Annotated in this window: 19 protein-coding genes; 17 read left to right on the forward strand and 2 right to left on the reverse strand. The window is 53.5% G+C overall.

From position 1 onward, the window contains the following. Nucleotides 1-246: 246 nt before the first annotated feature. The 9 genes from Q2K57_RS17800 to traN all read left to right on the forward strand — a co-directional run bounded on the left by Q2K57_RS17800 (nucleotide 247) and on the right by traN (nucleotide 15,086). Nucleotides 247-5,358, forward strand: coding sequence for an Ig-like domain-containing protein (locus Q2K57_RS17800; protein WP_304526737.1), 5,112 nt, complete (start codon nucleotides 247-249; stop codon nucleotides 5,356-5,358). Between the two features lie 93 nt (nucleotides 5,359-5,451). Beyond that, a complete protein-coding gene (locus tag Q2K57_RS17805; protein ID WP_304526738.1) occupies nucleotides 5,452-5,622 on the forward strand; it encodes a hypothetical protein in 171 nt (56 codons plus the stop codon). A gap of 121 nt (nucleotides 5,623-5,743) precedes the next feature. Further along, on the forward strand, nucleotides 5,744-6,610 hold the full coding sequence (locus Q2K57_RS17810) for a thioredoxin fold domain-containing protein (RefSeq protein WP_304526739.1): 867 nt from the start codon (nucleotides 5,744-5,746) through the stop codon (nucleotides 6,608-6,610). Then, nucleotides 6,607-9,090, forward strand: coding sequence for a type IV secretion system protein TraC (gene traC, locus Q2K57_RS17815; protein WP_304526740.1), 2,484 nt, complete (start codon nucleotides 6,607-6,609; stop codon nucleotides 9,088-9,090). The genes Q2K57_RS17810 and traC overlap by 4 nt, the downstream gene beginning before the upstream one ends. Then, complete coding sequence (locus tag Q2K57_RS17820) at nucleotides 9,087-9,500, forward strand: hypothetical protein (RefSeq protein WP_304526741.1); 414 nt, start codon at nucleotides 9,087-9,089, stop codon at nucleotides 9,498-9,500. The genes traC and Q2K57_RS17820 overlap by 4 nt, the downstream gene beginning before the upstream one ends. Continuing rightward, the gene (locus tag Q2K57_RS17825) at nucleotides 9,500-10,018 is read left to right on the forward strand and encodes a S26 family signal peptidase (RefSeq protein WP_304526742.1); all 519 of its coding nucleotides are present in this window, start codon (nucleotides 9,500-9,502) and stop codon (nucleotides 10,016-10,018) included. The genes Q2K57_RS17820 and Q2K57_RS17825 overlap by 1 nt, the downstream gene beginning before the upstream one ends. Before the next feature lie 10 nt (nucleotides 10,019-10,028). Next, nucleotides 10,029-11,237, forward strand: coding sequence for a TrbC family F-type conjugative pilus assembly protein (locus Q2K57_RS17830; RefSeq protein ID WP_304526743.1), 1,209 nt, complete (start codon nucleotides 10,029-10,031; stop codon nucleotides 11,235-11,237). Beyond that, on the forward strand, nucleotides 11,234-12,244 hold the full coding sequence (locus Q2K57_RS17835; RefSeq protein WP_304526744.1) for a TraU family protein: 1,011 nt from the start codon (nucleotides 11,234-11,236) through the stop codon (nucleotides 12,242-12,244). The genes Q2K57_RS17830 and Q2K57_RS17835 overlap by 4 nt, the downstream gene beginning before the upstream one ends. Nucleotides 12,245-12,263: 19 nt before the next feature. After that, complete coding sequence (gene traN / locus Q2K57_RS17840; RefSeq protein ID WP_304526745.1) at nucleotides 12,264-15,086, forward strand: conjugal transfer mating pair stabilization protein TraN; 2,823 nt, start codon at nucleotides 12,264-12,266, stop codon at nucleotides 15,084-15,086. Nucleotides 15,087-15,135: 49 nt separating this feature from the next. On the opposite strand, the gene Q2K57_RS17845 is transcribed toward traN, so the two are convergent. Together Q2K57_RS17845 and Q2K57_RS17850 are read right to left on the reverse strand one after the other, a co-directional pair. Then, entirely contained in the window at nucleotides 15,136-16,041 is a 906-nt protein-coding gene (locus tag Q2K57_RS17845; protein ID WP_304526746.1) for a hypothetical protein, read from the reverse strand. Nucleotides 16,042-16,153: 112 nt separating this feature from the next. Next, nucleotides 16,154-17,146, reverse strand: coding sequence for a hypothetical protein (locus Q2K57_RS17850; protein ID WP_304526747.1), 993 nt, complete (start codon nucleotides 17,144-17,146; stop codon nucleotides 16,154-16,156). Nucleotides 17,147-17,494: 348 nt separating this feature from the next. Between Q2K57_RS17850 and Q2K57_RS17855 the strand changes: the two genes are divergently transcribed. From Q2K57_RS17855 to Q2K57_RS17890, 8 genes are all read left to right on the forward strand, one after another. After that, nucleotides 17,495-17,929, forward strand: coding sequence for a hypothetical protein (locus Q2K57_RS17855; protein WP_304526748.1), 435 nt, complete (start codon nucleotides 17,495-17,497; stop codon nucleotides 17,927-17,929). Nucleotides 17,930-18,159: 230 nt separating this feature from the next. Beyond that, nucleotides 18,160-19,158, forward strand: coding sequence for an AAA family ATPase (locus Q2K57_RS17860; protein WP_304526749.1), 999 nt, complete (start codon nucleotides 18,160-18,162; stop codon nucleotides 19,156-19,158). Beyond that, nucleotides 19,155-20,036 carry a hypothetical protein gene (locus Q2K57_RS17865; RefSeq protein WP_304526750.1) on the forward strand — a complete coding sequence of 294 codons (882 nt, stop codon included), beginning with the start codon at nucleotides 19,155-19,157 and terminating at the stop codon, nucleotides 20,034-20,036. The genes Q2K57_RS17860 and Q2K57_RS17865 overlap by 4 nt, the downstream gene beginning before the upstream one ends. A gap of 64 nt (nucleotides 20,037-20,100) precedes the next feature. Then, a complete protein-coding gene (ssb, locus tag Q2K57_RS17870) occupies nucleotides 20,101-20,745 on the forward strand; it encodes a single-stranded DNA-binding protein (RefSeq protein WP_304526751.1) in 645 nt (214 codons plus the stop codon). 91 nt (nucleotides 20,746-20,836) lie between these two features. Continuing rightward, a complete protein-coding gene (locus tag Q2K57_RS17875) occupies nucleotides 20,837-22,237 on the forward strand; it encodes a recombinase RecT (protein WP_304526752.1) in 1,401 nt (466 codons plus the stop codon). An 81-nt stretch (nucleotides 22,238-22,318) separates the two neighbouring features. Continuing rightward, the gene (locus Q2K57_RS17880) at nucleotides 22,319-23,434 is read left to right on the forward strand and encodes a YqaJ viral recombinase family protein (RefSeq protein WP_304526753.1); all 1,116 of its coding nucleotides are present in this window, start codon (nucleotides 22,319-22,321) and stop codon (nucleotides 23,432-23,434) included. A 66-nt stretch (nucleotides 23,435-23,500) separates the two neighbouring features. Next, nucleotides 23,501-23,788, forward strand: coding sequence for a DUF1294 domain-containing protein (locus Q2K57_RS17885; RefSeq protein ID WP_304526754.1), 288 nt, complete (start codon nucleotides 23,501-23,503; stop codon nucleotides 23,786-23,788). 191 nt (nucleotides 23,789-23,979) lie between these two features. Further along, on the forward strand, nucleotides 23,980-25,077 hold the full coding sequence (locus Q2K57_RS17890; RefSeq protein ID WP_304526755.1) for a DUF3150 domain-containing protein: 1,098 nt from the start codon (nucleotides 23,980-23,982) through the stop codon (nucleotides 25,075-25,077). Nucleotides 25,078-25,131: the final 54 nt, after the last annotated feature.

Genomic DNA, 25,131 nt, shown 5'->3' on the forward strand with positions numbered 1-25,131 from the left:
TGGCGTAGGCATCTCCATGGCCTACGCCATTTATTGCATGGCTCATTACTCAAAGGACGCAGGGCACTGCCCGCACAGGCTTCTGAGGTGCTTCTCAGGCCTTCCCCCGGCCCCTACTCCGGGGGTTTTTTGTATCTGCAGATTCCTTCCATTTTCAGGCGGTTCCAAGACGGCTCGAGATGTCTTCTGGTTTCCTTGTTGGGCAACATTGGCTCGCATTCCCTTTATGCCAACAAGAGTTCTCCCATGCACAAGATAAAAACGCTCGCATTGAGCGTAATAACCTGTGGTGTGGCCTTGTCATCCCCACCTTTATTGGCAGACCTGCTGCAATACCGGTTCACGGGAACGGACGGTGATACGAAGCAACTGACGTCCTCTGAACGCTACGCCAGTCCGAACGGTTCTATGAGCTTCTCGCTCGCCGGAGGCCTTGAAAGGCGTCTCAAGCTGAAGCTTGTCGCTCCATCGGGAGAGATCTTCTTCGAGGAGCTGACCGGCGTCATCGGCTCATCCAACCGCATTTCAGTCGATGGTCGTTCCTATTACGGTTACGAGCTCGATGTACCTAGACCTCAGGACGAAGGGATGTACACCATCCAAGCGGCCCTAACGGATAAGTCGGGGGCTGCGCTGAGCAGTAAGCAGTATCAGGTATATTTCGATACGGACGCTCCCTATGAGGTACTAAAACCAGCGGATGAGGAGTGGTCAAATCCTGATCCATGGCCACTTTCCTATGACGGGACCGTCAGAGTGAATGGCGGTGATGAGAACCCAATATCCTACTCACCGACCCGCTTCACCCCAGAGAAATATGACTATGGCAACGCCTCGGCGGAGGGCTTACTTCAGCTAGAAGAGCAGTCATGGATAAAACTGTCCGTTCAAAACGGTGAGCTTTTTTACATTAATGTTCACGATATCCAGAACGACCGTACAGGGGGGCGATATAACGCCAGATTCACCAACCTTCCCGACGGCACCAGCGTTGTGGTGGCGGACGATGGGGGAGAACTAAGGCTAAACCGTAGCACTCAAGGTCAATGGGCTTGGGCAGACTGCTGTACCGATGGTGGAGTCTTGAGCCTCCCCTTCGATGTCGATGGGGGACTGGAGTTCGGTGTCCAATATTCCGCCGCCAGAAGCATCGACAGCCTGGTGTTGTTCAACAATGACGGCAACCCGATCACCATGAACAACCCCAACTCGAAGCTGGACTTCAAGTTCGGGGGCGACATCGACAAGCTGCAGCTGGAGGCCTGGCAGTTCTATCAGACCGGGGAGGAGCGACCCCGCTATGAGGCTCAGGTACGAGGCCTCAACATCGATGAGCCCAACAGCTGGCAGATGGAAACCGCCGAGCTGGTTATGACTTCCACGGAGGATGGTGAAACGACCAGCATTCCTACCAGCAGCCTCTCCAAGTCGGGCTACCAGTTTGACATGACCTTTGAGCCGACCTTGCATGTGCCGGTGTCTGGTACATACGAGATAGAGCTTCATGTGGTTGACTCGCTGGGCAATGACCATACCTTCCCACTCGAGACCCGCTTGATCGATGCAGATGCTCCGCAGATCACCTTGCAGCGTGACGGGCAGCCATTCGATAGCGGGGTCATCGAGTCGCTGGATCAGCTGACCTTTACCCTGGCGGATTCAACCGATCCGAATCCCGAGCCCGTCACCATTCGCTTTACCGGTGGTCCCGCCGATGAAGATGTCTACTTGACCGCTTCGATGCAGGACGATGCCTACCGGCTGCAGTATCCGTTGATGTTCCCGTCGCTCTCCAGCGATGAGACGTACACCTGGGAAGTGGTCGCCAAGGACGCGCAAGGCAACACCTCTAAAGAAAGCGCCTCTTTCTCGTACGAGCCTCCGATGGTTGAACTGGCCTATGGCGACGGCCGTGATGCTTTCCTGCCTGCTATTTCGAAGCCCTTTTACCGACCTGGTGGGCGCCGAATCATCGAGTCCAAGACGGTGAAACTACGCGACGGTTCACCAGTGGTGGGAGAGTACGACTTGGTGGCCTCGCTGCGTGCCGATGCGGAGGTGCCCCTGATCATCAATGGCGAGCGCCTTGAGCCGGGTGACACGGTCACGCTGAGCTCTCAGTACGACTTTGCTGCGAATAACAGCACCATCTCGGTCAACGCCTATCCTGCCGAAGACGATGTGATCGGTGACTCGACACTTCTGCTGACTTCTACGGCGCCCAATGCCCCGATCCTCGTCGCCAACATCCGCACCTGGGTGCCGGATATTGGCCTGAGTGCGGACAGCTGGGAAGTCAAGCAACTGGTGGATCTGGTAGACGTTCGCGCCAAGCCGAATATCGGCAATACCTGTCGAGTCACGATGGACGCAGCTGAAGCCAAGCAGGCGGACCCGATCGCCGACCCTATCTGCTTGTTGCAATGGACGCAGATGCCGATCGAAACGGAAGTGGTGACCGGAGGGAGCGGCGATGACCATATCAGCAAGCTGTTCGGCAATGCGATCACCTTGGGCGAACAGGACATCGCCTATGAGTTGTTCCTGTACTCCGCCACTGGCGAAAAAATGCTGGTCGGGGAGGGCCGTCGAACGCTGACGGTGGAGGATGCCTCAGACAGCGTGGTGGCTTCTATCGTCCCTGAGCTGGTATCGACCTACCAACACATCCGTCCTGTGAATGGTGTCCTGCGTGACATCAGCGATAGCCGTTGCACGTTCTTCTCGGAGCGAAGTGCAGCTCGTCGCTATGCAGAGAGCATCTCTTACGAGAGCCCTCAGCTGTCCTGTTACCTAGGAATTACGGAGCTTCCCTCGGGCTTCGACAAGCGGCCAGGCACCCGACCGTCTTTCAGTGGTGTCGCAACGAAGCTTGGCGAAAACGAGATCAGCTGGGAGATTGTCGCCTACTCGCGGACGGGGCTGGAAGTAGCCGTCGGTGGTGATACGCACTCCTTCCTGGTGCAAGAGCCGGAAATGCCGAGTATCGACTTCATCACCGATAACTCCAACCGTCGAGCCTTCGAGACGGAGGACCGTGAGCCGCACATCCCCGAGGATGAGCTGATCACAGTGCCTTACGCCAACAAAACCCTGGGCAAGGCCTTCTACCGTTCCGGTCCGGGTGGACTGAGCGTGTCAGTCGCCTCTGAGGACGAACAGCTCGTTGAGGACGCGTTCGGGGTCCCGATGTCCGAGCGCGAGCGGCTGGTCATGTCCCGAGTGCCGCCTGAGGCGACCTATCCGCTTTTCAGCGAGGTGCCGCTGACCATCCAGGCCGGCTACACCGAGATACCCGGCATCACGGCTAATCATCAGGTGAAGGCGCTGGTGGTGCCGGGGGAGAAAGTCCAGCCCTACCTCTATATCGCGGATGAAGATCGGAAGGTGCTCAACACGGATACCACCTCTGTCCGTGTGGAGATCGGTGACCCTCGCTTTGATGGCGCTTACAGCGCCGAACGGATGGGCGAGTGGGAAGTGCGTATCGTGAACGAGGTAAGCCGTGATGACTTCAAGCAGCTGACTGAGTTCAAGGACGCCGAGGACGGCAGCGCCACCTTCGATGTCACCCTGGACCCTGAGGACCAGAACAATGTCAGGCTGGTGGCCGAGGCTCGCCTGAAGTCACCTGTCGAGGAGTACCAGCGAACTGTCTATTCCAGCTCACCGGTCTATGTGACCGTGCTGGAGGGCAACCCTCTCGATGCTGCCATCGAGACCCGCACCTTGAGCGGGCCGGCACCCTACCGCGGTATCTTTCAGATCGATTTCTCAACCACCGATCAGCTGCGAGCATCTGGTTCGATCGAGTGGCGCGTCCGCGAGAAGGGCGGAGAGTGGGACGTTGATCAGCGCGGTATGAACGACCGCCAGCGATTGAGAAAGGTGGCTTATTTCGAAGAGCCGGGTATCTACGAGGTAGAGGCTCGGGTGACGAACCAATACTCCGGGGCAACATCGCTCACCGACAAGGCACGAATCATTGTCTACGACGTGCCCACCCTTTCTCTGGAAGGGCCTAGGTCAGCGTTCATCGGCGATGATGTGACGTTCAACGCGGTTGTCCAGGATGAAGATGGTGTCGAGGTGCCGCTCGAAGACCTGACAGTGGAGTGGTCAACCGATCTTGGTCGCACCTGGGCCGAAGGCAACACTGAATTCCATCTGCAGCGAGATGAGAAGGATGCAGTGAACGTGTGGGTTCGCGTCAAGCCTGCGCTGGCGCCGTCAGACGATCGCTACGCTTGGGAACAGGACAATGCCGGTGTGTCCTTCCGCGAAGAGAAGGACCCGAAGATCTACGTCCGTGGGCCTCGTCAGGTGGAGGCCGGCAAGGAGTACGAGTTCTCCGTGACACGTATGGAGCCCTATATCGGCTTCAACCGTCAGATCGAGGGGTACTTCACACTCCCAGACGGCCGGCAGATAGCGGACAAGACGGCCTTCAACTACACGCCGACGGCGGCCGACCTGGAAGATGGCATTCTGCCGATTCGTTACACCGGCTGGGTCGAGGGATACCGCAACCAGACCACGACTGAGGACACCCTGGAGTCGAGAGTATGGGAGTACATGTGGCCTGAGTGGGCGATGTATCAAAATACCAACGCGAACGTGGCCCCGGCCGAGGTCCTGCTGAGGATTCGCCAGCTCACCCGTTCAAACCGGCTTGAGGGGCTGCAATACGAGTGGGAGCTTGATCCGCGCCTCGAGGTCGAGTCGGCCTACTCGGATGTCATGCGCAAGATCGTCGTGCCTGAACCCGGGACGTACTACTACAAAGCGAGGATTACTGACTCGCGCGGGCACGAAACGGTGCTCGAGGATGACTTGGTATTTGGGGCGCCTGAGCCTTATACGATCGAACAACGACGGTACTTCTCAAACCGATACATGAGGAGCCCGCTCGAGGTGAGCGTCTCGCCACGCGTGGATGGTGGCCATCCAAGGGATTACGTTCGGAGCTTTGAATTCGAAGTGGATGGCCAGTTGGTCGAGGGCGCCACGCGCTATCTTCGTACCAGCCTCGATGAGGGAGAGCACGAGATCCTGGTGCGGATGGTGTCCGACCACGGCAAAACTGTAGAGGCAACCGAGTCCGTGACGGTGATCGCCAACAAGCCCCCGAAGTGTGATCTCCGCCTCAGCGAGAGCAGCACTAGCTGGCGCTACCGTGCTGACTGCCGCGACGAAGACGGCCGGGTCTATGACTACCAATGGCGGATCAATGGCCAGGTGAGCAGCCTGACAGGGTATGGACTCTCGGTCTCGAAAGGGCAGTACGCAACCAAGCCGGAAGTCATTTTGCGTGGCCTGGACGATTCAGGCGACTACTCAGACCCAGTGTCAAAATGACAGAAAGCCTGGCTTGCCGTCAGGCAAGTCAGGTTCTGGATTTATCACGCCACCATAGAATGAGCTGATCAAAAGAACTCAAGGAGATAGCAAGTGGCAAATTCAATCATCATGGGACTCATCATCTCGCTTGCCAGGGTTTCTGTGGGCGGACTCGCCTTGGGAGGGGCGGTAACGATGGCCTGCATGCACCTCTGGCCTGACGTGATGGCCGAACCGTATGCCTGGGTAGGTGAAGGCCTCAAGATGGCAGGGGTCCTCTAACACTTCAGTCAACCTCAATTCCACCTCGGTACGAAGACGGTCAAAAAACGGCGCCGTTCGCGCCGAGGTGGTGTCGCTCCAATCGATAGCATGGTGGCAATCATCATGCTTGGAGCGACACATGACCCGCCCCCACATCCCTCTAGCCCTCACTGCTATCGCGCTCGCGACACTGGCTTCCACTACCCATGCCGAGGTGCCGGAAGGCCTCTTTGGGCCTTCGCAAGCTCATAAGGCCCCGTCTGGTGCTGGCGCTAATGGCAAAGGCACTCCGTCGATGGAGGAGCTTCAGAACGCACTCCGGGAGGACGGAGTGGCTACGGAAGGCATGGCTAGCAAAATGCTCGAGGACTATGAGATCGCCGACATGGAGCCTATGCCTACGCCGCGGTTCGTCGCCGTTGAGGATGCAAGGACCGGGAAGATGGGATTCATGTCGGCAAATGGTAGGTACTACATCGAAGGAACGCTGGTAGATCTTTGGGACAGCAAACATCTGAAGACTGTTCAGGATGTACGGAACAGTCGGCAAGTCATTGACGCAGATAACCTCGATTTTCCTAATAAGGCAACATTCCAGTTCGGTGAAGGTGAGCAGGATGTCGTTATATTCACCGACCCCAACTGCGAGATTTGCCAAGGGGTGATGGGGCAAGCAAAGGACATCGCAGAGGCTAACGACCAATATAAATTTAGCGTGGTGCAGTTGCCAGCTCTTGGCGAATCATCAATGCCTGATGTTCAAAGGATGTGGTGCGGTGATGCGCCAGAGTCAGAACTCCTCGTTTCCTCAATAACAGGTGAAGTTTCAAATATCGATAGATCTCCCTCCTGCGATACCGGTCGTATGGCACAGGCTTTTGTCGGCGCCGATATGATTGGAATAGATGTAGTTCCGATGATTATTGCCCCCGATGGGCATTTGGCAAGAGGCCTAAATACCTCGTTTTCCACTTTTCTGGAAGAACATAGCGGAGAAGATCAATGAGCCTTGTGAAAATGCGTCGTGAGGCAGGTAATGGGAAACTGATCGACGAAAGCATCCGGGCAGCAAACCTTTTCCCTCCGCAGGCTTACGACGAGGAGCGTGAGCTCTTCATCATGGACGACAATACAATTGGTTTCGTGATCCAGTGTGAGCCGATCTCTTCCATGGATCAGAACACACAAAAGTCAGTGGAATCATTCTTCCAGAACACGCCGTTCCCCGAGGGGAGCTTTGTTCAAATTAACCTATATCGTTCTCCGGATATCAAGTCACAACTGGCTGATATCTATGCGTTGAGGCAGGGGAATAATAACAAGCTTTTCAAGAAGCTCATTAACGAGCGTATCAAGTTCTTTGATGACCATACGGTTTCACGCCTGCGTCGTAACTTCAAAGAAAAGAGACATGACCAGGGTGTCGTCTTTGATTTGAAGTTGATGCTCTCCGTGAAGATGGAAATCTCCGGGGCCTACCCCTCAGATGATGAGATGCGAAAGGCAGAGAACTTGCGCATCGAAACCATGGCATCACTGGGCACGATCGGCCTGCAGCCACGGTCGCTTGATGCCAAGGGCTATATCCGAATTCTACAAACCATGCTCAATTGGGGGGCAGAAGCAAGTTGGCGGCATGGTCATGCCGAATACGATGAGACCCAGTCGATCGCTGAGCAGCTGCTGGACTATGACAATCCGATTGAATACCACAAGCATGGCTTGAAGATCGGCGACTACCATGTTCGAACGCTCTCCGCGAAGCGTGCACCGCGTAAAGCCTATTTTGGCATCGCATCTGATTACTGTGGTGATCTCTTTCATGGTATCTCGGCTGTAAAAGAGCACTACATGGTAGTGCTGAGCATTTACTTTCCTAAGCACCATAAGAAGAAAAGCGACTTTGACAGGAACAGGACCTTCGTGATCAACCAATCACAAGGCCCTATTGTCAACTACGTTCCAGTTTTGGCGGAAAAGAAGGCTGACTTCGATGCGCTGCATAACGATGTGACTGATGAAGGTTACAAGTTCTGCATGATGCATCTGAATGTAGTGGTCTTCTGTCCGAATGAAAAACGTGCAGCAGAGGCGGTATCTGACTTTCGAAGCTACTGGCGTAAAAACCAGTTCGAGGTGATGCCAAATACACTGACGCATCATGTGAACTTCTTCAATTCACTCCCACTGTTCACAGATCCAACTGCGATGCAGGAGATGCAGCGTTTCAAGACTGGAACCCCAAAGCAGGCTGCTGTGCTAGCGCCAATATTTGGCGAGTGGAAGGGGACTGGCACGCCATATATCAACCTCCTTTCGCGCAATGGACAGATCATGTCCTTGTCGAAATACGACTCCTTGGATAACTACAACTCCCTGACGTGTGCTGCCTCGGGTTCGGGTAAGTCATTCCTGACGAATAATGAAATTGACTCCTATATGTCAGAAGGCGCCCGAGTATGGGTTATCGACGTGGGGCGTTCATACGAGAAGCTAGCATCCACGCTGGGTGGTGACTTCATCGAGTTTAGTGATGCTTCCAATGTATGTATCAATCCTTTCCCCTTGGTAAAAGATTACAAGGAGGAAGAGGATGCGCTCGTAAGCATTATCCGCCTGATGATCTCATACGAACACGATATCGATGGGGTACAAGTAGCTGAGCTCAAGCGTGAACTACAAGAAGCGTATAAACAATTTGGTGGAAAACTGACGATCGATATCCTGGCAGATCGTCTTCTCGCTAACAGAGATAACCGTGTCAAGGACATGGGTACCCAGCTATTCCCGTTCACCTCGAACGGTTCATATGGCCGTTTCTTTAACGGCGAGAATACAGTTTCTTTCACAAACCAGTTCACGGTCCTCGAACTGGAGGAATTGAAAGGCCGACCGCACCTGCAACAGGTAGTCCTGGCCCAGATGCTGTATCAGATCCAGCAGGCGATTTACCTCGACATCGAAAACAGGGATACAAAGAAGCTGCTGTTTATCGATGAAGCATGGTCGATGCTGACCAACGAGGGGATCGCCGAAGCGATTGAGACGGCCTACCGGCGTTTCCGTAAGTACGGGGGCAGTATATCTCTGATTACTCAGTCACTGCTTGACTTTGATGGTACATCCCTGGGCGAGACGATCATCGCAAACGCTAACTCGATCCAGCTTCTGGGGCAGAAGGCAGAGAACCTGACGCGCTCTATCGAAAAAGGGTATCTGCAGTTGCCTGATGGGTACGAGCGTATGCTAAGTACCGTCAAAACGATCCCAGGCATCTATTCCGAGGTGTTCATCAAAGGCTCATACGGCATGGGGATTGGCCGTCTGTTCGTTTCGGAGTACCAGATCCTTATGTACTCCACCCATCCTGATGATGTGGCAGCTATCGAGCGTTACCGCAAGAAGGGTAAGGATGTTGGCGAAGCGATCGAGCTTGTTATCCGCGACCGCAAGGAACAGTACGGATCAGCAGGGGATGAAAAATGACTGAACGGAAAGACGCTCAAGTGAGCACAGGGTCGCTGATTACTACGTCCTTCTCAACACTAGGTGCTCTGGCACTGCTGTGGATGGTTGCAATCAAGGTCGCTCCGGGGGTTGCCCCGGAGCTGATACCAGCGTCCCCATCCAAGGGTGTGCTCGTAATGGACAGCGCAAGATACTTGACCTCGAAAAGCGATCCTTCTGAAGAACAGATGCAAGGCTTGGTGACAGGGGCGCGTCAGCTGGCGGGTTATCTCGCTAGCGAAGGGTATACCGTGGTTCGTGCAGCTAATGTCATCCAGGCTCCCGCTGATGCACTGGTCCCGCAAACGCTGCTCGATGATTGGGCTGAGAAAGCTTTAACCGAACGTGGCCTGACGATGCCGGATGATCGCGCTGAAGGGGATAATTGATGGTTCTGATAAAAAAGAAAGAGTCCTGGAAGAGGTTCAGCATCAAGGCTTCCCTAATGTTGTGCGTGATGGCTGCGGGATTGATTTATTTCAATGCCAGATTTCAGATCGGCTTCGATTTTCAGGAAATATCGTCAATTCCGGGGCAACGCCTGTACGTCATTGATAAGTGGGACCAAGAGTTGATCAAGGGCAAACGCTATGCGTATTGGTCAAAAGGACTGGAGCCGATTTTCGATGATGGCTCGATCATGGTGAAGATCCTTGTTGCCGAGCCAGGGGATAAGGTCGAGGTCGATGATAACTACCAAGTGCTTATTGATGACAAGCCGACACGCTATTACGGGCTTGCCCAAGCAGAACGAGTCGGATACGAACCAGAGGAATTTGTTGGCTCAGCCTCTTTGGCAGAGGATGAATTCTGGTTCATGGGGACTCACGAGCTGTCGTTTGACTCTCGCTATTACGGCGCCATTTCATCTACTCAAGTCATCGGCCGTGCATACCCGATTCTGTAAGGGACTCGTCATGAAGAAATTAACTTTTCTGATCGCAGCTATCGCGATCAGTTCCACGGCACTAGGTGTACATGCTCAAGATAGTACGATGCATGACGATCTTAGAGCTTTGAAAGATCTGAATACTGATAGAGTTGATGATACTGGTACGGACCTGATCAGTGGGATTTCTGGCGAGGATATTCATCAGCGAGCCCTGGGTTATAAAGAGGAAGTAAGCCGTGCCATGGAATCTGTCAGGGCACGAAATAAAATGGGCCAAAACGAGGCTCTTGAAAAGTATGAATCAGTAGGGACAATCTATTTTGTCTCGCTCTCTATGGGCGAAGAATCAATTAAGGAAGTCTTTCGTGATGCTGCGACTGATAAGGAAAAAAGGCTTGTCGTAATACGTGGTATCCCAGAAGGAGAGAAAATTCCTGATGGGCTTCAGCCATACTTCCAAATGGTCAATGAGGTTCAGCCGTCCCCTCAGTTTGTACTGGACCCGTCCCTGTTTAAGAAGTTCAGCATTAGAAAGGTGCCTGCGATTGTAAAACTACGCAAGGACAAGGATATTCTTTCACAAAATGGACTTGCTAGAGTTTATGGTTTGCATTCATCCAACTATTTGAATGAGCAGATTGAAAAAGGCGAGACCGGCAATATAGGAACTCGTGGCAATGTCGTAGATATTCTGGAACCTAATCTCATTGAGGTGATGAAACAGAAACTGGCCAACGTCGATTGGGAGCAGAAAAAGAGACAAGCGGCGAGTGGCTATTGGAAAAAACAGGAATTTCATTCGCTAGAAGCCGCAACTGAAGATCGTACCAGGTGGATAGATCCCAGCATTACAGTTACGGCTGACCTGAAGAGTGGTGATGGTGAAGTGGTAGTTCCACAAGGGACAACGATCAACCCACTAGAGAAGTATCCCTTCAACAGGACGATGTTTGTCTTTAATCCTCTTCGTAAAGCGGAAGTGGACTTCGTGAAGAGACAGCTAGAGGGAATGACTGTTAGTGATGGGATACCAGTATTGATGGCCTCTGAGTTCAACAGGGAAGCCGGCTGGGATGGCTATAAATCTCTTACTGACGATCTTAATACGCATGTCTACAAGCTCGTCCCTGATGTTAAAAGCCGCTGGCACATTGAAAAGACGCCGACCGTGATCACCGCGGAGGGAAATTACTTCAAGGTGGTAGAGCATCGTGTCATGGAGGAAGCGAGATGAAAAAGGTTATTATCGCTGTAGGTATTGCACTTTCCACTGGGGTGTTTTCTTTATCTGCATCGGCTGCCGCGACCTGTGAAGGAAATGGCATTATCAGCGGCAAATTGGTCACCGAAGTCTGCTGGACTTGCGTTTTCCCCGTTTATATTGGCGGTGTTCCTGCTGGTGATGAACGATTTGTTCCCGATGAAGCGGTGCGCGAACCTATATGCTCTTGCCAAGACAATAATGGTGTCCTTACACCCGGGATTCCCACGTCAATGTGGGAGCCAGCACGGTTGATCGAGTTTACAACTTCGCCCGGTTGCATTCACAGCCTTGGTGGCATAGAAATGCCATTCGATAAGGCCAGTCGAGGAAATATCGGTTATGACACAGGGGATGGTGGTGCTGACAACTTCCAGTATTACCACTACATGTCATTTCCACTCCTGACCGTCATGGACATGTTTTCTGGAGGCCGTTGCAATGCTGGTGGCTATGCAGACTTCGATTTGATGTACATGTCTGAAATCGATCCGACATGGAATGACTCCACGATCGCGTTTTATACAAATCCGGAATCCGCTGCCGTAGCAAATCCCGCTGCATTATCCGCATGTGCTGCCGATGCCGTGTCCTCGACAGCAGGCGAGCCCATCGACTCCATGTTCTGGTGCGCAGGATCGTGGGGTGCTCAATATCCTCTCTCTGGTTGGGCCGACCGGGGTACTGGAATTGTTCGTGGTTCCAGTAAGCGTACCGCCCAGACACTGAATGCCCTGCATCGCCGTGGTCTGGCTTGGAAAACGATGGGCGAGGATTCCATGTGCAAGGGAAACATTGCGCCCATGATGCCTAAATCACAATATAAGTTCACGATGATGCACCCTCGCGCAGAGACGGATAAAGCCCATGTTATGGGCCAGTCTACTCTGACCTGGGGCGCTGGTCGGTGGTTTCCCATCAAAGGCGAAGAGCCAGTTTATTTGATCTGGCGCTGGAACGATTGCTGCAATTCTATGTGATTTAGGTGGTTTGATTACCATGAAAAAATTTCTGACTTATATTCTTGTTGTGGCAATGACGTACTCACCACTTCATGGCTATATAACACCTGTTTATGCTAAAGAAAATGCGTACTCAGCAGAGACTAAGCAATGGACGGAAAGTTTCGCTAGTGACCTGTGGGATAACTCCTCTACCGATTCCAAATCAAGTGTATCGATCGGAAAGGGGGATACAAGGATTGAGGGTGAGCTCACCGAGATATTCCCTGGGCTAAAAGACGACGATAACGCTGCGCCGAGCGATAGCCCTAGCACGGCTACACTCGGTGCAGCTTCGCAGGACGAAGATCTGGCTAAATCGCTAGGGTCGAACGCTAAGTCTGGACTTTTTGACGACGCTACTAAGGATGACGATATCAAGGGTGATCCAGGTGAGCTCAATCACCCAAGTGATAAGCCATGGTCAGATACAAACGTTGCTCAAGCCGAATCAACAAAATATGGTGTGGCCTATGATATTATTCGCGAAGATTCACAGCGCCAATATGTTGACTTGACCAATGACCCCATAGTTGGAAATTACAGAGATACCATTGAAGATTCTTCAATATTTGAGGAGAATTTCTTTTCATGTTCTGAGAGTGAGGTTTTGAATGATAATAGCAGGAATGTGCATATTCCTGACTATAAGTTTTGCAACCGGATTAAGACCAGCGATGAATCATGTGATATTACGCATGATTATACAGCAGCAGTAGTTACACACCATGCAGGACCGTTTAACTTGAGGTCGTGCTCAAGTGGTAACTGTCAAAATCTATGGATCGGAAAGGTGGGTGACAACTATTTTTCTGGTAATTGTGCGATATATGAGCAGCGAACTCAAGTTAAGGTCCAGAATCCTGATGCCATTAAGAAAGCTACGTTAACCTACACAAAGTGGGATGACTACATGCAGGTTTACGTGGGCCCCCCTGGACAAGAGAAACTTGTCTGGAGAGGCCCAAACGGAAACTTTCCTCCTGAAACAGGCGGTAAGTGCGAACTAAGCACATCATGGTCGAAACACCCAAATACAGATCTAACCTCTTACTTTGCTAATGCAGAAGAGGGCGAAGTAATCTCATTTAAAATTAGAGTTTCTGTAACAGGAGAGGGTGAAGCTTATAGTAGAATTAGAATAGATTACGATCCGGATAAAGTAGTAACCAAAGATACTTGGTCTCCTGAATCTTGCTTTGAGAGTGCTCAGGCTCTTGATGACAACTTTGCATCTGGATCTTATAGATGTGTAGATGACCCCGGAGCATCCCGTTCTGATGGTTGTGCAAAAATAGATGGGATACTAGTTTGTCCAGATTTGCTGAAAGAGCCACCTATCGATAATGTCTCTAAGACTTGTCGACGTGTAGAAGTCGAAGCTGATTTTGACTTCTATCAAGGTCAAATGGATTGCTGGACTGATCCCCAGGGAGAGAAGCACTGCCCGGAAGTTAAGAACGAGTTTGAGTCGCAATGTGGCGAACTAGAAGCACAGGGTTGTGGCTTTATCTCACAGGATTGCGTTGGTAACGGCGCCGGAAAATCCGGTACATGCTATGTGACTGAAGAAAAATGGGATTGTGGTGATTCAGTTAAGATAGATAGCTCTAGTGTTAGTACAGAGTATCAATGTGACGGTGACTTCCAGTGTATTGGTGCTGATTGCTTTGACACATCTGTTGAAGATAATACAGATTTTGCCAAGGTCTCAGCTATACTTAATGCTGCCCAAACCGCTCAACAAGATATGGAATGTGTTGGAACTGATGAAATGAACCAAAATGTCACCTGTGAAATATTTGGTGGCGATGATATGGAATGTAAGACTGCATTGGGTGGTGCTCAAGACTGTTGTGATCAGCCTGTTAGTGTAAATCGAGCAGATTATCTGAAGATGATCATGGCTGTTCCTAAAATAGACGCAGCTATCCTTTCTGCCGATCTTACCCAGGGCAGCATGTTCAAGACTGCTCAAAGTGGCTATGCCTCTTTGAGTAATGGCCTGAAAAGCTCCGTGAGTGAGGTCACTCAGCCTTTCACCAGTTATGTTGATACTGCGACTGCTGAGATAAAAAATACCATGACCGAAGCAATGGATCAGGTTGTCGGCAAGCTAAAACAGAAAGCCGCCGAAATAACTGAAAAGGTTATTGGTGCAGTTACAGGTGATCCTCAGCTAGCTGCTCAAGCTGGCCAATCTATGGCGGCTGAAACCGGAAAGCAAAGTGCAACTGAAACTGCTGCTGGAAAAATGATGAGCTTCGGTTCGACAATATTTGCCATATATGGTTATTATCAGCTTGCCATGCTTGCCATTCAAATGATTTGGAAGTGCGAGCAAGAAGAATTCATGCTTGCGTCTCAGAGGGAGCTAGGTAACTGCCACCACGTGGGATCCTATTGCAAATCTGAGGTCTTGGGCGTTTGTGTGGAGAAGCGTCGATCATATTGCTGTTTTAAGAGCCCTCTTGCCAGAATTATGAATGAGCAAATTCGCAAGAATACAGGCCTGGATTGGGGCGATGCCGAATCTCCGTCATGTGGTGGAATTCCACTTAAGAAGCTGGAAACAATTGATTGGGATACTGTAAACCTTGATGAGTGGACCGCTATTTTGCAACAAGAAGGTCTCTACCAAGGCGATGCTGCCAATGTCAATATGGAAGCACTCACCGGGGCTGGTAGCGATCTTTCCGGGCCAGTAGGTGGTGGAGCAAGGAAGAATGTTGTGGATAGGACTGAGCTACGGGCGAAAGGTTTGGATCTGGAGGCTCAAAAGAAGTCTGCCACAGAGTCCTTTAATGCGAATGTAGAATAAAGGTATATTAACGGGGGGGGGCATTTACCCCTCCCCACTTATACTTACTTTAAGGTCTTTTAAAAAGAAACTCCTTGCCCTCACTAAGCATGTACGGATAATCTTTCCCAATACCATATCTTTTCTCTGGCGGAATATATAGGAACACTCCGTCGGGGAGTTCTTCACTCAACTTGGAATAGAGATTTTGCAAGTCATCTCTATTTTCTATGTCCTCTTGAAGAAACATTACATTTGAACGGTTCTCACCGCCATTATTTACTGTATACCAAGACGCAGCATATTCGGCACCTTCAATCTTCACAGGATCATCAACTTCTCGCACCAGTTTTTCGTAGTCTACCTGATCAATGTACCATTCAGCTGGTTGAACCCATGGTGCTGTATTTATAGTGAGGTTGGCGCGAAGAACACAAGGATTCGTATCTGGGCAGCCCATTTTTTCTGACGTATATATCCAGGCATTAACTTTGCGATCGCCCATTGCATCGTCAGTGACCATCCTCGCCGTACCATCAGTTTTGTTTGCAACGGCTTTGATGGCTTTATCCAGCCGCTGTATGAACCAAGCGCTTCCCTGGATATCATCATCACCTTCATTGTATGGCCAATATGTAAATACAAGCGGCTGTCTATGCACTGGAGTGTCATTGTCGAGCCGGAAGCTGTAGTGTGCTAATGCACTTGCTCCTGGGGTCAGTCCAGGCAAGGGTTTAGCGGCTCCATACGCAACAAGGCCGATATTGAAGAGTGTTTCTAGTGATGACCCTCTATCGTACCCCGCATCATAGCCAGTTTCTCCATCTTGGATGTTTGTGGTAAAGCCATTTGAGAGGTTATGGGCAACATTTGCGGCCACCGACAGCTCAGGATCACTATGATGTTGGTACGGGCCATAGGCGCATCCTTGGATGCTCATAAGGCATACGGCTGATGCGAGGATTTTTTTACTCATTACATATCTCCTATTGCTCATATGTTAATTCTACTAAAAAGATTCGTATCGAGAAGTCAAAAAAAGGCCTCCCTTTTACGGGAGGCCTTTCCTCTTAATCTCGATGGTGTCGTCATGCGCCAGCAGGATCTGGAGCTGGAGAGGGGGAAGATTCGGCCTTTGCCCCTTGCTGGCGTGTAGCCTTATTGGCCTGTTGCCCCTTCAGTTCCTCGGCCTCGCTCTTGCAAGCCTGTTCCGGCTCGAGCTTCTCGCTGAGGATTTGTGCGTCTTGCTCCTTGCGCTTCGCAGAGGCTTTCTGCTTGCCATTGGCCCGGCCTGACTCGCGGTCATCTTTCGCCTTGGACTTTGCCGATTCGACGGACTCCTGGTCGAACCCCATCTCGCTGGCAACAACGTCCATCTCTTTTTCGCGCTTGATGTACTGCGCTCGCATTACGTTTCTCTCGAGATTTGTCAGCGTCCGCATGCAGCCGATCATGCGTGCTTTCCACTTGCGGGTTGCTCTTTTGGTTGATGTCGCATCGGTGACGCCAAACATGTCCAGGATATTGCTCTTCACCAGGATACGATCGAGCTTTACCAGCTGTGACAGTAGACGACGGCTCTGTTGGCAGGTGATGGTGAAGTTGATGCTGATCGGGTTTGTGTATTTCACCGGGTTCTGTTTGAGCGCGCCCGGTGTGACATGCTCACGGATCAACGTATCCAGTCGAAGCTCGCCTTCACGGAGCTGGGCATCCATTTGGTCCAGCGCACTCTCTACTGCTTGCCAGGTCAGCTCGGCATCCTTTTCGGAGGCAATCGCCTCGAGAATGACTTCGATCCGAAAGAGCGCCAGCATGGTGGTCTGCATGTGCTTCGTCAGGATTTTCTGAACACTGAGGTGATGGAACTTCTCGGGAACAGTCATTTCCGCGCGCGAGCGCAAGCCCTCGATGCTTTCCATCAGCTTGCTCTGGCGCTTGACCGCTCCGTTCTGTGAGTCAGAGATGGTGAGGGAGGTCCCCTCATTAGACGACGTGCTCTCGCTAAGCAGGTCGTCCAGCGACATCGTCTCGGTTGCTCCCTGATCCCAGATCGGTTCGATTGCCTGATGGCTGGCCATGGTCTTTCTCCTTGAATGAACGGATTTCCGACAGTGCACGTCTAGGCTACCGACATCGGGCAGAGCACATAGGTACGTTCCGGGCCAAAAAAGGGCGGAAAGCCAGTAGTGTGTAGGCTTAGGGGCCTTGCAAGGCAGGTAGCCCCACGCTAGAGTATGAGCATCTTCTTGCGTAGCAAGAGATACCGGATGCCAGCCGGTTTATCAATTTGGACCTTACCGTTTGACTGCTTTTCAGCAGATAATTGTCGTCACCTTCGTGCCGACCAATCGCTGCCCTTACGGGAGATACTCTCCCGCTAGGGATAGATGTCTCCAATTTGGGCCATTACCAAAAGGAGACATTTTATGCTCTATTCCCCGGAAACTATTGAGACTGCACAGGCAATCCAAAACCTAAACACAAGCTTTGCTCTGCTTGGTTTGGTGTTGATCTTTGGTCTTGTCGTCTATAGCAAGGTGCGCACCGGCAAGTCGTCCTCCGGCTCCGGTGGTGGTGGCATGAAGCTACTGTTCGCGCGTTTCTTTGCTTTCTGCTATGCCGTCCTGCGCAGCCTAAGTGGCATGCTGCGTGAGGTTATCGGCCAGCAGCATCAACTAATCGTTGCGCGTCTCGAAGCACGTAATGAGCTTCGTCGTGCCAACGAGTCTGAGTCTCAGTCCAATAGCGACATCCTCCCGGCATACGCCGGTAACTACACTCCCATTTCTGTCTTTGGCAAACCGTGGGAGCACTATGAAGAACCTGCTTTCACCCGCAAAGGTGTGCAGCTTCGGTTCTAATCGATGGGGTCCTCGTGACCCCATCCCCCGTATCCCTGAGAACGTATCCGTTCACTGCTCACCTAGGCCGTGAAGCGCATATGTTTTCGCCTCTTTGAGGTGATTTGCGGTCGTGGCCGCAGTAAATACCCACGCTATTCCACTTCCGTTTCGACGGTAATTCGTAACCCAGCGGGGTGTACCATCTCCCGCTGGGGGATGGTGCGCCCTCTCTATAGAGGAACACCATCATGACTAGCAAGCTACAAACCACTCAGTATGTCATTGCCGACGCCTTCAACCTTCCCGATGCGAATCGGGCTTCGGTGATAGTGGGCTATGAAAGCTCGAGTAATCCGCTCATTCCATCAATGGACCAGCATCATCACTTTGATCGTGATGTGCTGCGCCGCGTGCTGAACTTCCTGAACCATCCGGACGGTGACGCTCTGTACCTAACAGGGCCGACCGGATCCGGGAAGACCTCTGGCATTGCGCAGATCCTGGCGCGGCTCTATTGGCCGATGCAGTCCATCACGGCTCATGGCCGTATGGAGTTCCAGGAGCTGGTGGGGCATCACACGCTGGTTTCCCTGCTACCAGGGGAAGAGCCGACGATGACCTTCGTGGATGGTCCGCTGACCAAGGCGATGAAGGAGGGCCACGTCCTCTTGATCAACGAAGTCGACCTGATGGATCCGTCAGAGCTCTCAGGGCTCAATGACGTGCTCGAAGGTCGGCCGCTCGTTATCGCCGAAAACGGCGGGGAAGTGGTTCGTCCTCACCCGATGTTCCGTGTCGCTGTCACTGGCAACTCTGCTGGTGGTGGCGATGAGACCGGGGCATACCTGGGTGTGAGGCAGCAGAACATCGCTGCGATGGACCGCTACCGCGTGGTGCGAGTCGACTATCTGCCGCCTGCAGTGGAGGAACCTCTGCTGAAGGCCAAGGTGCCGGAGCTGAATGACGTTCTGGTGCCGAAGATGGTCGAGATGGCGAACACCCTTCGTACCCTGTTCACAGGGGATGAAGAAACGGGTGCAGGAGGCGAACTTAGCTTCCCGATGTCCACTCGTGTGCTGATTCGCTGGGCTCGCCAGACGCTGGCCTATGAGTCCTGCTCCAACCGGCTGCAGTATGCCCTTGAGGAATCCCTCATGGCGCGTGCCGCACCGGAAGAGCGCATCGCGATCGAGCGTGTTGCCACCAACATCTTCGGCAAAGAAGCCTGGAACGGGGGTGCAGCATGAGTGATCGCAAGATGAAGGCTGATTTTCGCACCTCTGATGTATCCAGGGTGATTGAGGCTGAGCGGCTACGTCCGTTCGAATCAACCGACGAGCGCCGCAAGGTGCTCGCCTGGGTCGAGTTGCGTGATCAGCCGGGCTTACCGGAGCTCTACTTGTTCGAGGAAGATGGCAATAGCCAATTCAGGTTGGTGTCGGATGCCCAGCGTCGCTGTGGCACTCACATCTCCCTGTCTACCCTGTGTGAGCCAGCTTTCCTGCTCGAGATCGATCCACGCTTGAAGGGCTATGTGCCTGATGCTCTGCCCGAGAATTTGGAGCTTGTCTTCCTTGAGGACAGCGATGAACCAATCCTCGCGCTAGATGTTGTCAGTCCGACCCCGAGGTTTGCCTTCCAAGCCACCCTAGGTGACATGGAGTGCGCGGACCTCGTGAAGCGCCTGGAGGCTGCTTGGTCGTCCCCATCCGTCACGACATCGGCAATGAACGATGTCTTGTCCGGAAACCATAGGGAAGCCAAGTTGGTGACTGGGCCGTTCAAGTACGGATCCATCAGATCGAGTGGCTCCCTCTCAGGGGCAGTCACGATCGAAGCAATGCTCGGTATTCCGGAAGACGCCTTCCCAACCTTGCTGTTGGCGGCGCTCTCGGTTTGCTATCCAAGCGCATTGCAGATCGAGTCCTGCCTACTCGAGCAGCCAGCAAGCACGCGGTCTGATGATCTCTGCCAGTATTTCGAAGTCCATGCGTCTCGACTTTTCGAGGAGCGTGAATTGGCAGAGACATTCGACTCGTATGTCCGTGAGCTGGGTGGCAACACCTCGTTGCTATCCATAGTAAAAACCATGCCATCCGCCACCGGCGTATCGGCTTACTTTTGACCCTGCGAGGGCCGTTCCCTCGCGGGCGGCTCTCTATCCCACTGTTGGAGACAGAGCCATGTCAATGTTCCATGAAGCCAAGACCATCCTCGTCGGCAACACCTCTGGTGCGGCCGAAGTCCGTTGGACCAAGGGGCAAGAGCCCAAGAAGGTCGCGAAGCTGCGCGTCGTCACCGAATACGGTGGTGGCCAGAATCGCGAACCGCACAAGGAATGGCACACCGTCATCTTGTGGGGCCACCTGGCGGATATGGCGGAGAAATTCGTCACCCGCTCCATGCAGGTCTATGTCGAGGGCAGGCCTCAGACTCGTCGCTGGATAAACAGCGAGAATCAGGAGGTCTCCATGCTTGAGGTGATCGCGAATACCTTCAAGCCGCTCGGCTATCGGAAAGGGGATGCTAATCAGGCAGCCCAGCCCCAATCGGGGCAGGGTACAGCGCAACAAGGATATGGACCTGGGCAGGGAGCTAACGCTCCGCAACAGCCTCAGGGACAGCCTCAAGCGCCTGGCCATCAAGGTCAGCATGCCCAACCCGGGAATGCCCCGCAGCCGAACCAGGGACAACCTGCGCCGGCCGCTCAAGGGCGTCCCCATCAACCCGCACCCGGCAATGCGCCTGCCCCCGGAAACTTCGGTGGTGGCGCTCCACAGTCCGCTGGTGCACCTGGTAACTTCGATGACTGGGACGAAGAAATTCCGTTCTGAGCTGTCGTAAGTCTCTGTTTTAATTGAAGTATTTTACAAAGAAGGCCATCCCGTCGGGGTGGCTTTCTTCTTATCGATAAGGAGTATGAAAATGACCAAGCAGTTTGCATCCCTCGCGCAGGAAAAAATCGTCATCGATCTGGCTGAGCAGTTTCAGATCTCCGCAGAGCATTTCCTGACCGTCGTGACCAAAGGCCTGTCTTCTCGGCTAAGCCGGGAGATGACAGAGCTCGAGGTGCTATCGGTCTGTACGCTTATCAAGCGGTATCGCCTAGATCCCATTGCCGGCCACCTGTACCTACAGGAGACCGGTCATGGGCCGATCAGCAAGATCCGTCCAGTCCTCACCATCGATGGCTGGCTGGCGCTTCTGAACGGCCAGGAGGAATTTGATGGCATCGAGTTCAGTTACTCAGATTCGATGATCTCAAACCCCCTGGAGGCGTATGGCGCGGATGGCGAGCCGGCTCCCAACGCTCGTCAGGTGCCGGAATGGATGGAAGCAGCGATCTTCCGCAAGGATCGCACGCGCCCGACAGTGGTTCGTGAATACTTCCTTGAGGTCTTCCAGGGCAATGAAGCCTGGAGGTCCATGGGAGCTCGCCAGCTTCGCCATAAAACCATCATCCAGTCCGCTCGTGTGGCCTTTGGCCTAGGTGGGTTGTTCGATGAGGACGACGTGCAACGCATGAAGGCCTCGGCAGGTAGTAGCTCAGACAGCGGAACGACAGTGCAGTCCTCTCCTGAACCTGAGCAACGTCCTGCCACCGAACGTCCCTCCAACACGAAGTTCGTTCCGGAGGATCCGGCGCCCGAGCAGAACGACGGTGCTGCCGGTGGCGAAGATGATGAGCTGCTCGATGCAGCCTTCCAGGGTGTCGATGCTTCATCGTCTGATGACGGTGAGGCCGGCACGCCCCAGGAGGCTGATCAGCCCGAGTCGTCCACCCCTGAAGCTCAGGAAGGTGGTGACAAGGGAGAGCAGAGTGCGGCTTCAGCTGCACAGGACACGCGTTCCGAGGAAACGGACGCGGATGTTGGTGACCAGCAAGCGGCTGCTGCACCCGCTACCGAGGAATCGAAGCGCGATGCTGAAGGTGACCAAGGTCAGGCGGAGACTTCTGAAACCGAGGAGCCGTCAGCCGAGGCACCTGACGCAGCTGCAGCTGATTCGGAGGACGAAGCAAGCTCTAGTCAGGAAGACGCGCAGGCGTCTATCCCGACGCTTGAAGAGCTAGCGGAGACTCTGGATGCGACTGCATTGGCTGCGGCCGAAAAGACCCTGAAGGTGTGCTTGGAGCGGATTCGTAAGTGTCCGACTGATGAGGCGCGCAAGGCCGGTGTTGAAAAGACACTGACCTGGCTCTCTCGCATCACTTTCGAGGGAACCTCTCAAGAGGCTCCGAGGGGCATGCTGGGTAGCGACATCGCCCAGTATGTGACCACGGGGATCTGTGAAGAGTACCCGAGTCTGGTATCTCAGGCCGCCTGATATACCGTAACGCAACCCTCGTGGGGGCAAGACAGCCCCCGCGGGGGTTGTCTTGTCTCTGCTCTACGTGGAGGCAAGATAATGCGCTATGAAATCGTTCATTTAGAACAAGGCAGTAGTAAGTGGCATGCCTGGCGGAAAGAAGGTATTACCGCGACAGATGCGGTGGTGCTGGCCGGCGTGTCACCCTACAAGTCCGAGTGGCGGCTATGGGGTGAAAAGCGCGGCATCGTTGCAGAGCCGGACCTTGGGGGCAACCCTTACGTCAGGCGAGGCAACGAGCTTGAGCCGGAAGCCCGGGATCACATGGCCGACTTCCTGTTGGAGATTGACCCCACGCCGGAGGCATACGCCGCGGCGAGGAGTCACTTCAAGGAAGCCCTCACGCCGTACTGCATCCAGATGGTGAAGTATCCCATGCTTCGTGCCAGCCTGGATGGTCTTCGCGATAACGGAGAACCGACCGAGCTGAAAGTGCCTTCATCCCGAACCTTCGAGGATGTGGTGAAGCGCGGCCGGCAGTCGAAGGCGTATCGCTTGTACTACCCTCAGGTCCAGCATCAGATCATGGTGACTGGTGCCGCGAGGGGGTGGCTACTGTTCTACCAGCCTGACCAAGACAGTGAGCCTGTGTGCTTTGAGATCCGTCGTGATGATGATTTCCTCAAAGCCCACATGCATCGCTGTGGGAGGTTCTACAAGAAGCTCCAAGAAGGCGATCCGCCCGTAAAGGATCACCAGAAGGACGTGTATTACCCGACCGATGCTGATGAGGCTGAGGCCTGGTATCTACATGCTCCGGCGGCTTATCGACTGGAGAAGCAACGCCAGGCGCTGAAGCGTCAGGTCGAATCCATTGAAGAGGCCTTGAGTCACCATAAGGAGGCATTGGCCATCTGCATGGGCGACTTCAAGACTGGTGAGTTCGGAGGCGTTCGCCTGAACCGTTCCCAGAAGAAGGGATCGGTTCAGTGGGAGCAGCTCATCGAGCAGGAGTTTGGAGAGTCTGTGACTGAGGAGATGAGAGATCGACACCGCAAGGCAACACAAGGTGGCGAAACTCGTCGTCTCACCGTGACAGAAAAGGGGATGCCGCGTGAGATCCTCGATCCAGACGCTCGCCAATGGCTTGAAGGGTGTGTCGACGAAGAAGGTTTCGTTGATTATCCTCAGCCATCCTTGAGTGGGTATTTCTGACGATGACATCTCGACCGGCCCTCAATGAGGGTCGGTTTTTTTTTGCCCAATCGGAGGGGCGCCTTCATGGCAGTTCACATCGAGGCAATGGATATCTTGGCTTGGTATCTCGGTGCCAGCCTGGTTGGCTTTCTGGCTTATGCCTGGGACAAGCGGGCAGCGGTACGCGGGCATTGGCGTATCGCCGAGGCGAAGCTGCATCTGTTCGATTTGGCTGGCGCTTGGCCGGGGAGCCTGCTGGCGCGGAAGTGGCTGCGACACAAGACGCGCAAGCAACCGTTCATTGCGGTCTTCTGGGTAATGGCGATCGCCAACCTTGGTCTGCTGGTGTGGCTTTTCCGGGCAGTAGCGTGACAAGCGAGAGGGTGGAAAACACCTTCCATCATCGCTATCCTGTGATCATTCGGCCTTTGGCTGATTAGTGGTCTGGGCTACTGAAAACAACCCAGCTATACCTATCTCGCGTCATCTCATGACGCATAACCCTGCGGGGGCATACTAGCCCCTTCGGGGTCGTGTATGCCCCCGTTTTTTTGGAGGCATACATGACTGCAACCGTTCTGGATCAGATGGCCATCGTCCACGTCGATTTCGACATCTGGACTGGTAAGGCCCGTCTAACCGCAAAGGACCTTCGGCTAGGTGACGATGGTGAAATTCCGCCGTCTTCTCTGGCTACCCTGGGATCAAAGAATGTCTGCGATCCCAAGCTTCTGAGATCGTTTGCTGCCATCAAGCAGCGTATGGCTCGCTACATGGAGGGCGTTGGTATGCGCTTCATGAGTGGCTATGCTCTGCCGATCAAGCGTCTCGATGAAGTTAACAAAGAGCTCAACCTGCTTCAGGGCGAGTTCTACCAAGCCCGCGATGCGTTTCTGCAATCGTATGACAACGCCGTGCAAGACTGGTGTGACGCTAACCCTGAATGGGCCGACATCATTCGTGATGGGGTCCTATCCCGTGACCGTGTCGCTGACCGGCTAGGGATGAGCTGGGAAGCATTCCAGATCACCAATGGTGACGTTCAAGCGAGCGGAACCCACGGTGTTGAGAACAAGGCTCGTGCTCTGGGTGGCGATCTCCTCCAGGAGGTCATCGACACCGCTGCTGAGACCTACTCGACTCATCTGTCCAAGCCTCACTTTCATGTCAGCTTCCGCGTGCGCAAGCCGCTGAAGACGATGAGGGATAAGGTGGATGGTCTGTCGTTCCTCGATAGCCGCTTCAAACGTCTCGTTCAGCTGATGGATGAGGCGCTGCATTTCCTCCCCGAGGATAGCAAGGAGCCGGTGCATGGAGAGGGCTACTTCCGCATCAGTGCGGTAGTGCAGATCCTGGCGGATGAAGGGAAGGTTGAAGACTTCGTGAAGGGTTCCACCTCGGTGGACGATGTCGCGAAGCAGCTCGAGAGCAAGGCCCCGGCCGATGCGTCGAAAGCCAAGTCCAAGAAACAGGGCAAGGCCAAGCCGCAGGAGCAGGCGCCTGATCTACTCGAAGAGCCCTCCGACGCTGAAATGCCCGACCTGGATGAGCTCCTGGCCGGCCTCGATGAGGTGCTCGACCACGACTCCGATGAGTCTCCGAGCGTATTTCAGGCTGAAGAGTCGGCTGCAGCGCCTTCAAGGGGCAGCAGCTACTTCTGACGCATTTCCTACCCACCCTCAAGGGACACCGACTCCCTTGATGGGGCTGGTGTC

Origin of the sequence: Halomonas sp. I5-271120, assembly GCF_030553075.1 — a bacterium.
Classification (GTDB): Bacteria; Pseudomonadota; Gammaproteobacteria; order Pseudomonadales; family Halomonadaceae; genus Onishia; species Onishia taeanensis_A.

Bases quoted from the DNA above. Each gene is read 5' to 3' on its own strand.
- ssb (WP_304526751.1), top strand. From the start codon at position 20,101: ATGTTCCATGAAGCCAAGACCATCCTCGTCGGCAACACCTCTGGTGCG.
- traC (WP_304526740.1), top strand. From the start codon at position 6,607: ATGAGCCTTGTGAAAATGCGTCGTGAGGCAGGTAATGGGAAACTGATC.
- Q2K57_RS17860 (WP_304526749.1), top strand. From the start codon at position 18,160: ATGACTAGCAAGCTACAAACCACTCAGTATGTCATTGCCGACGCCTTC.
- Q2K57_RS17855 (WP_304526748.1), top strand. From the start codon at position 17,495: ATGCTCTATTCCCCGGAAACTATTGAGACTGCACAGGCAATCCAAAAC.
- Q2K57_RS17865 (WP_304526750.1), top strand. From the start codon at position 19,155: ATGAGTGATCGCAAGATGAAGGCTGATTTTCGCACCTCTGATGTATCC.
- Q2K57_RS17820 (WP_304526741.1), top strand. From the start codon at position 9,087: ATGACTGAACGGAAAGACGCTCAAGTGAGCACAGGGTCGCTGATTACT.
- Q2K57_RS17875 (WP_304526752.1), top strand. From the start codon at position 20,837: ATGACCAAGCAGTTTGCATCCCTCGCGCAGGAAAAAATCGTCATCGAT.
- Q2K57_RS17810 (WP_304526739.1), top strand. From the start codon at position 5,744: ATGACCCGCCCCCACATCCCTCTAGCCCTCACTGCTATCGCGCTCGCG.
- Q2K57_RS17800 (WP_304526737.1), top strand. From the start codon at position 247: ATGCACAAGATAAAAACGCTCGCATTGAGCGTAATAACCTGTGGTGTG.
- traN (WP_304526745.1), top strand. From the start codon at position 12,264: ATGAAAAAATTTCTGACTTATATTCTTGTTGTGGCAATGACGTACTCA.
- Q2K57_RS17835 (WP_304526744.1), top strand. From the start codon at position 11,234: ATGAAAAAGGTTATTATCGCTGTAGGTATTGCACTTTCCACTGGGGTG.
- Q2K57_RS17830 (WP_304526743.1), top strand. From the start codon at position 10,029: ATGAAGAAATTAACTTTTCTGATCGCAGCTATCGCGATCAGTTCCACG.
- Q2K57_RS17850 (WP_304526747.1), bottom strand. From the start codon at position 17,146: ATGGCCAGCCATCAGGCAATCGAACCGATCTGGGATCAGGGAGCAACC.
- Q2K57_RS17890 (WP_304526755.1), top strand. From the start codon at position 23,980: ATGACTGCAACCGTTCTGGATCAGATGGCCATCGTCCACGTCGATTTC.
- Q2K57_RS17845 (WP_304526746.1), bottom strand. From the start codon at position 16,041: ATGAGTAAAAAAATCCTCGCATCAGCCGTATGCCTTATGAGCATCCAA.
- Q2K57_RS17825 (WP_304526742.1), top strand. From the start codon at position 9,500: ATGGTTCTGATAAAAAAGAAAGAGTCCTGGAAGAGGTTCAGCATCAAG.
- Q2K57_RS17880 (WP_304526753.1), top strand. From the start codon at position 22,319: ATGCGCTATGAAATCGTTCATTTAGAACAAGGCAGTAGTAAGTGGCAT.
- Q2K57_RS17885 (WP_304526754.1), top strand. From the start codon at position 23,501: ATGGCAGTTCACATCGAGGCAATGGATATCTTGGCTTGGTATCTCGGT.